The sequence below is a fragment of the Streptomyces sp. 8L genome, from assembly GCF_020176795.1.
Taxonomy (GTDB): Bacteria; Actinomycetota; Actinomycetes; order Streptomycetales; family Streptomycetaceae; genus Streptomyces.
Genome location: NZ_JAIUKE010000599.1, coordinates 1 through 5,979 on the forward strand (window position 1 = coordinate 1; position 5,979 = coordinate 5,979).

General features: G+C 66.9%; 6 protein-coding genes and 2 pseudogenes. 3 read left to right on the plus strand and 5 right to left on the minus strand.

Annotated features, from left to right (window positions below; genetic code table 11):
* Nucleotides 1-122: 122 nt before the first annotated feature.
* The 3 genes and pseudogenes from LCE31_RS35330 to LCE31_RS35340 form a co-directional block, all read left to right on the plus strand.
* A pseudogene (locus LCE31_RS35330) lies at nt 123-314 on the plus strand (transposase); the annotation flags it as partial.
* Between the two features lie 121 nt (nt 315-435).
* A complete protein-coding gene (locus tag LCE31_RS35335; protein ID WP_225021871.1) occupies nt 436-1,296 on the plus strand; it encodes an SDR family oxidoreductase in 861 nt (286 codons plus the stop codon).
* A gap of 27 nt (nt 1,297-1,323) precedes the next feature.
* Complete coding sequence (locus LCE31_RS35340; RefSeq protein WP_225021873.1) at nt 1,324-1,797, plus strand: hypothetical protein; 474 nt, start codon at nt 1,324-1,326, stop codon at nt 1,795-1,797.
* Between the two features lie 73 nt (nt 1,798-1,870).
* Here LCE31_RS35340 and LCE31_RS35345 read toward each other — a convergent pair whose 3' ends face one another.
* The 5 genes and pseudogenes from LCE31_RS35345 to LCE31_RS41020 all read right to left on the minus strand — a co-directional run.
* Complete coding sequence (locus LCE31_RS35345) at nt 1,871-3,391, minus strand: aldehyde dehydrogenase family protein (RefSeq protein ID WP_225021875.1); 1,521 nt, start codon at nt 3,389-3,391, stop codon at nt 1,871-1,873.
* A 62-nt stretch (nt 3,392-3,453) separates the two neighbouring features.
* A complete protein-coding gene (locus LCE31_RS35350) occupies nt 3,454-4,518 on the minus strand; it encodes an amidohydrolase family protein (RefSeq protein WP_225021877.1) in 1,065 nt (354 codons plus the stop codon).
* 95 nt (nt 4,519-4,613) lie between these two features.
* Entirely contained in the window at nt 4,614-5,150 is a 537-nt protein-coding gene (locus LCE31_RS35355; RefSeq protein WP_225021880.1) for a LysR substrate-binding domain-containing protein, read from the minus strand.
* Nucleotides 5,151-5,159: 9 nt separating this feature from the next.
* Nucleotides 5,160-5,372 carry a hypothetical protein gene (locus tag LCE31_RS35360; RefSeq protein ID WP_263632679.1) on the minus strand — a complete coding sequence of 71 codons (213 nt, stop codon included), beginning with the start codon at nt 5,370-5,372 and terminating at the stop codon, nt 5,160-5,162.
* A 12-nt stretch (nt 5,373-5,384) separates the two neighbouring features.
* Nucleotides 5,385-5,444 (minus strand): annotated as a pseudogene (locus LCE31_RS41020) (hypothetical protein); the annotation flags it as partial.
* Nucleotides 5,445-5,979: the final 535 nt, after the last annotated feature.

A 5,979-nucleotide genomic window follows, 5' to 3' on the forward strand; every position in this document is an offset into this window, starting at 1 on the left:
GAGCTCCGTTACGCTTTGTCCTCGACCCCTCAACGCGCTTGCGTGACCTGCGAAAACGCTAACTTCCCGGCCTTGGGGCCTGTCCCCGAGTGGTGGACACCTCTGAGAGGAGGCATCTTTTGATGAAGGTCTACTCATCCGATTTCAAGGCGGACGCTGTCGCGCTGTATCTGTCGGGCCCGAGTCACACTTTCGAGGGCATCGGTAAAGATCTGGGGATCAGCCGGGAGACGCTGCGTAACTGGGTGCGGGCCGAGCGGGCCCGGCACGGCCGGGACGGTACGACGCGGGTGGATTCGCCGCCGACGGCCCAGGAGCTTCAGGTCCAAGAACGAGGCTCTGCCGGGAGTTGGCGACGGGATGTCATCCGTCGCGTCGCGCGTTCGAGGATTCCCGAAGGTAGCCTCGGAAATAGGCCCACGAAAGGAAGCCCTCATGTCCATCGCAGTTACTGGATCCACCGGGGTTCTCGGATCCTTCGTCATCGACGCGCTCCTGGACCGCGTGCCGGCGGACCGAGTGGTGGCCCTTGCTCGCAACACGAACAAGGCGCAGCACTACGCCGACCGGGGCGTCACGGTTCGTCACTTCGACTATGATTCCCCGGCCGATCTGCCTGCCGCGCTCGACGGTGTGGACCGCCTTCTGCTCATCTCGGGATCGGCGGTGGGGCAGCGTTTTCCGCAGCACCAGGCGGTGATCGACGCGGCGAAGGTGGCCGGGGTCGGGTTCTTCGCTTACACCAGCATTCTGCACGCGGATACGGCGACCGGACCGGTCGCTCCGGAGCACCAGGCCACTGAGCGTCTCCTGGCCGACGTGCCGTTCGCGGTCGCGCTGCTGCGCAACGGATGGTACACGGAGAACTTCATCGAGACGGCGCAGCAGGCCGTCTCGACCGGGTCGTTGATCACCAGCGCAGGCGACGGCCGCGTCTCCTCTGCCACGCGCCAGGATCTCGCCGAGGCCGCCGCCGTCGTCCTGAGCGGTGACTCCGTCGATTCAGCGACGTATGAACTTTCCGGCGATGTCGCGTGGACGCACGCCGACCTCGCGCGCACCCTCTCAGAGCTGTCGGGACGCCCGGTCGAGCTTCGTCAGCTCTCCTCGGATGACCACCTTCGGGTGCTTGTCGATGCTGGTGTCCCGGAGCCGGCGGCACAGTTCGTCGTAGCGAACGACCAGGCGATCGAGCGCGGTGAGCTCGGTGGCCTGACCGACACCCTCTCCAAGCTCATCGGACACCCGGGAACGTCGCTCGCGGATGCTCTCCGTCCGGCGCTCACGCAGGACTGATGCACGGGTATCGGGAAGAGAGCCTCAATGGCTGAGGTTGACAAGACCCGCTCAACGACCATGACCGATGCAGGGGAGATCTCTCCAGGGAACCTGTTCGTCGGAGGGACGTGGCGCGAGGCGTCCGACGGCGTCCGCCGCGATGTGGTAAGCCCCGAGACGGGCACGGTCATCACCGACATTGCCTGGACAACCACGTCGGACGTGGACGATGCGGTAGCCGCGGCGCGCTCCTCGTTCGAGTCCGGGGTGTGGTCACAGATCTCCGGCCGGGGGGCCTTGGGACAAGGCCCGGGGAACCTCAGTGCCGACTCCGCCCCCGCGGAACGCTTCGCGTGCGCGGGGGCGGCACTCAGCAGCAAGGCCCGGATCGCGTGTGACACCGCCGGCGGGTTCGAGGACTGGCCGACGAGTCCGCCACCGATGCCCAGCGCCAGGCTGTGCCGCTGTTCACGCTGGGCCGGGCTCCTCTGCGCCTGCGGGAGAGCCCTGGTCTTGTGAGATTGGTGATCACGGTTCTCCCGCTCCTTCCAATGGCGGTCGGTCCAGCGCGTGGACACCGGCTGCCGTTTGCTCAGCGGTCCGAGTCCTCCGCGTCCGCGTCGTTGAACACTTCGAGCGAGGGCGCCCAACGCGACACCTCCACGATCCCGGAAGGGATTCGGAGACTCTTGCTGTATCCGAACTCCTGGAGTGTCTCCAGGGCGTGTTCGCGACCGTAACCGCTGTGTCCTACGCCCCCAAAGGGGGTTCCCGTGAAGACACGGTTGTAGTTGTTGACGAGGACCATGCCGGCGGTCAGTGCCCTGCTGACGCGAAGGGCGCGTTCAGAGTCACGGGTGAAGACACCGGCGACCAGGCCGAAGTCGGTGCCGTTGGCGATACCGACGGCCTCGGCCTCGTCGTGGAACGGGATCACGCACACCACGGGGCCGAAAACTTCCTCATTGGCGATCCGCATGTCGCGTGTCACACCTGTGAAGAGCGTCGGGGCTACGAAGAAGCCGTCTACCAGCCGCGGGTCGGTCGGCAGGTCCGCCTGCGCGGTGAGTTCCGCGCCCTCGCCGACAGCGATATCGATGTAGTCCAGCACCCGCTTGCGTTGTGCCTCCGTCACCAGAGGCCCGACGTGGGTGCCAGGTTCGGCGCCGTCCCCCACACGTAGCCGGCGCACCGCGGTCGCGTACCGGTGGACGAACTCGTCGTGGATACCGGAGTGGACCAGGAGCCGAGAGGCGGCCGTGCACGCCTCTCCCTGATTGAAGTACCCGCCCTCCACTGCCCATCGCAGGGCCGCGTCGAGGTCGGCGTCATCGAAGACTATGAATGGGTTCTTCCCACCAAGCTCCATGAGGGTCGGGGTCAGGTTTTCCGCCGCTGTTTTCAGTACGGCGGTTCCTGTCGTGGGCGCGCCGGTGAAGGAGATCTTGCCGATCCGCTTATTCCCGGCCAGGTGGGCTCCGACCTTGCCGAGACCCGGAACGACGTGCACCACATCATCAGGGAGGACCGACTGGACGATCTCGATGATCCGCATCACAGACAGGGGCGCCTGCTCCGGCGGCTTGATGACCACGGCGTTGCCCACTGCCAGGGCTGGAGCGAGCTTTCCTGCAGTGTGCAGCGGCGGCCAGTTGAACGGGACGATCGCGCCGATGACGCCGTACGGCTCCAGCACGGTGATGTCCAGAGTGCTACCCGCATCGCGAGCCTGGTTCGGAATGACTTCGCACAACCCGGCGAAGAGCTCAAAGATGGCCATGCAGGCCTCGAGATCGAATCCGCGGGACTGATCGAGGGGCTTGCCGTTGTCGCTGGTCTCTAGAGCGGCGATCTCGTCCGCGTGCTCCCGTACCGCCTGCGCAACCTTGTGCAGCCACTGGCCGCGTTCGCGGGGGGTGCGGTTCTTCCAGGACAGGTGACCGCGGTGTGCTGCCTCGATGGCCTCCCCGACTTGCTTCTCCCCGACCCCTTGGATGCTGATGAGGGAAAGGCCGGTGGCCGGATTGTGCACGGTGAAGCGGTCAGCGGGATCGTCGGAGGACCAACGGGTCCGCACGGGGTCCGCGTCCACGAAATCAGGGGTGGTGCTCATAGCGGGTTTCCTTCCGTCGGTGGCCGCCGTGCCTTGTCCAGGGGGCGGCCGGTGAAGTTGGATCAAGGGCGGCGGTCCAAAGTGACATCACCGGGCAAGAGGCGGAGGCGGGCCGCGTTCTGGCCCGCGATCGCTGCGAAGTCCTGGGCGTTGGGAACCGTCTGCCGCAACAGACCCAAGGGGTCGACGGTCCCCATGTCGAAGGGGTGGTCACTTCCGAGGACGACGCGGTCGGCGCCCACTGCGGCGACCAGGGCCTCCAGCGCCCCGGGAGTGTTGACCACGGAGTCGAACCACAGGCGGCGCAGGTAACTGCTGGGCAGTTCACGGCAGCCGCGGGACTCCGGCCTTACCTGCCAGGCGTGGTCATTGCGGCTGGAGAGCACCGGCAGGAAACCGCCGCCGTGCGCTGCTATCAGCCGGAGCCCAGGGAAGCGGTCCAGGACGCCGCCGAAGATCAGGTGCGAGAGTGCGACGGCGTGCTCGACCAACTGGCCCACCGAGTTGGACAGGTACCAGCGGTCGAGTCGAGCCTCCAGTGCGCAATCCCAGGGGTGCAGGAAGACGACGGCCTCCAGCTCCTCTGCGCGGCGCCATAGGTCGTCCAGCCGGTGATCCGACAGTTCGACTGTCGCACCGGCCACGGGGTCCTCGGCGTACGAAGAGATCTCGATGCCGCGTAGCCCGCACTCCAGGACCGCGTGCTCCAGCCACTCGACCGCGTGCTCGGGGTGCTGAAGCGGGACGACGCCCAACCCGCACAGTCGGTCCGACTGCGCGGCGCAGTGGCTGGCGATCCCCTCGTTGGTAACACGGGTGATCTCCTCGGCCAGCGGGAGATCCGCCCAGGAGTGGTACTGGGTCGGGACGACCGAGACGACCTGGACATCGACCCCGGCATGGTCCATGACGCCGATTCGCACGTCGGGATCCGTCAGCTTCGGCAGGCTTTCCGTGAAACGTTCAGTACTCGTCAGCGCCGATTCCGGGCCCGAGCGACGTATCTCGCGCTCGGTGAATGCCCGAAATCCCTCGCGGCCGCTCACGAGCTCGTGGAGCTCGGACAGCCAGGCATGGGCGTGCACGTCGATCGTTGAATCGGGGGTGCGGGGAAAAGCGACGGACATCGGGAACCCTTTCGCAGTGGTGCGGGATCGTCATGGTGCACACCATCCACACCCTGAAGGAAGCAAATTTCCCCTATGCCGGGCATCGAGTGAATCTATTCAGCTGTCCCGGTTGCGACCCGGGCCAGGCACTGACGCAGCCATCGGTGGCCGGGGTCCGCATCATGTACCGGATGCCACCAAAACGTCTCGACGAGCGGCACTGCGTCGAAGGGGCACTCGAGCAGTCGCACATTCAGTGCCGTGGCCATGGCACGGACCAGCTTCTCCTGGACAAGGGCTATCCCGCCGCTGCGTTGGACGAGCAAGGGCAGGGCGAGAAAGGAGTCGGCGATGGCGGAGACCCGCGGCCTCACACCGAGCAGCTCCATCTGCCGCCACGCCGGGACACGGCCCTGGGAGTCGGGAAAGGTGGCGACCCACGGCAGCGCCCGGAGATCGTCCATCGCCAGCCGTTCCCCTACACGCGGATTGTCCCGGGACACCACGCAGACCCATCGATCGCGGTGGAGTTCCACGGAGCGGGGCAGGTCGACGTAACCCTGCGGCATCAGTACACCGTCGATGGTGCGGAAGAAATCGGTGTCGCTGCTGAGCGACTGGCGCGTCACCGGCTCGAAACGCACGCGCACGCGGGGCGCCTACCGCTCCAGCAAGGCGACGAGCGGCGCGCCAACGACACTGACGCCGTAATCGGACGACACCACGCTGAATTCACGGCCGGAGACGGCCGCATCGAACTCCGACTCGGCCGAGAACACCCGGTCCACCGCGGCCACCGCCGAGGCGACCAGGGGGCGCAGGCGTTCAGCGAAAGGGGTGAGCAGGTAGTGGTTGCCGCTGCGGGTCAGCAAATCGTCCGAGAAGTGGCGCCGCAGCCGGGCCAGGGCGGCGGACAGCGTGGGCTGGGTCCGTCCGAGGCTCAGGGCGGCACCGGTGACTGCGTTGCATCAGCAGGGCGTGCAGGGCACGCAGCTGCGGAACGTCCAGGCCATCCATGGGGGATGGGTCCGGGGGGCGAAGGAGGAGGCGACTGCACTGTGGACGTCCGTTTCCCGGAGATGGCGGCCGCCGTGGTACACAGACGGGCCGAAATGATCTGACGGCCTCAGCGTAGACATCGCCGGCCGATCTTCCCAGGACGGCCGACCTCTGGGGCGTTGCACCGTCACCCAGCGCGATCCACAGCCAGACCCCGATCACGGAGTTCGAGCAGAGCCCGGAGCGGCCGCCCCCGGGCGGCGTCCGGCCCGCGTTCCCAGGTGGAAGGTCCAGTCGGCCGGCGCCCCTTGACAGCGACCACCTGCAGATCGATGGAGCCGGGGACCGCGAACTGCGGCACCAGGGCGATCCCCAAGCCCTGTCGCACGCAGTCGACCGCAGTGGTGACGTCGTGAGGCGTCCCCCGGAGTGTGGGCACAGGGGCTCATGCCGTGATTGAGAGTTTAGCTGCTCGCAGAT